The sequence below is a fragment of the Burkholderia sp. 9777_1386 genome (assembly GCF_015712265.1).
GTDB lineage: Bacteria > Pseudomonadota > Gammaproteobacteria > Burkholderiales > Burkholderiaceae > Burkholderia > Burkholderia cenocepacia.
In genome coordinates this window covers 1-1,186 of the sequence record NZ_JACCQB010000128.1, presented here as the reverse complement: position 1 = coordinate 1,186, position 1,186 = coordinate 1, and the positions used below count along the sequence as shown (strand labels likewise).

Below are 1,186 nucleotides of genomic sequence, written 5' to 3'. Positions count from 1 at the left end.
GTCTCCTTATATCTTCGATTTGCTTCAAACTTCAGTGGTGGCGCGCCGTTTGGCGCGCTGCTTTGCCGGTTGGCGGCTACGGCACAGCTTGTGTCTCCTGCGAGCCGTTAAGCTCGAATCACAGCTCAAGGCGTGTCGTGGCTGCCTCGTTTAACGCCATCCCGAATGGTTGATTGATCTCATTTCGCATCTATAAGGCTGGGAGCCGATGAACATGAGCCAACCGGTTTTCGTAGGTATCGATGTCGCCAAGGACAGTGTCGAAGTCTGCTGCTCGGACACCTCGACGCATGCGTTCGAGAACACTGAAGCCGGGCACGCGAAGCTGTTGCGCTGGCTCAGGCGCAAGACCGTTACGTTGGTCATACTTGAAGCCACGGGCGGCTACGAACGGGCCTGCGCGGTAGCGCTGGCCGGCGCCGGGTTGCCCGTGTCCGTCATCAATCCCCGCCAAGCGCGCGATTTCGCTCGAGCCATGGGGCGGCTGGCCAAGACCGATCGCCTTGATGCACGGGCATTGGCCGAGTTTGCCGCCGTGTTGCATGCCCAGGGACATCAACCACGTGCGCTGGCCAGTCAGGAGCAGCGTGAACTCGTCGCACTTGTCGCGCGACGGCGCCAGCTCGTTGCCATGCTCGTCTCCGAGCGGCAGCGTCTGGCCGTCGCTCACGAGCGCGCCCGTGCAAGTATCGAAGCCATGATCGAGGCCTTGCTCGCTCAGTTGGCCGACATCGATAACGACATACAGCGCGTTCTTCAGGAGCGCTATGCCGATCTGTCGGCTTTGCTGCAATCGGTCAAGGGCGTCGGCCCGACCACCGCCAGCACGCTCATCGCGGAATTGCCCGAACTCGGACACCTCACTCGCAAGCAGATCACCAGTCTTGCGGGACTGGCGCCCATCAATCGCGATTCGGGCACCCTGCGTGGGCAGCGTCATATCTTTGGCGGCCGTGCCAGCGTGCGACGCGTACTCTACGTCGCCGCGCTGGTCGCCACGCGCTTCAATCCACTCATTCGCGCCTGCTATCTGAGACTCGTCGCCGCCGGCAAACCCAAGAAGGTCGCCCTCGTCGCATGCATGCGCAAGCTGCTCATCACGCTCAACGCCATCGCTCGCACTGGCGAGCGTTGGCAGCCGGATTTCAATTGCGCATGACATGGGCTGTCTCAAGATGGTTGCTGT

The 1,186-nt window shown here is 61.6% G+C and carries 1 protein-coding gene; it reads left to right on the top strand.

Annotated elements, in window-relative coordinates:
- Positions 1-214: 214 nt before the first annotated feature.
- Positions 215-1,159, top strand: a complete 945-nt coding sequence (locus H0X91_RS34660; protein WP_062884729.1) for an IS110 family transposase — start codon at positions 215-217, stop codon at positions 1,157-1,159.
- Positions 1,160-1,186 lie beyond the last annotated feature (27 nt).

Excerpts from the sequence above, each read along its gene's own strand:
- H0X91_RS34660 (WP_062884729.1), top strand. The coding sequence starts at position 215 with ATGAGCCAACCGGTTTTCGTAGGTATCGATGTCGCCAAGGACAGTGTC.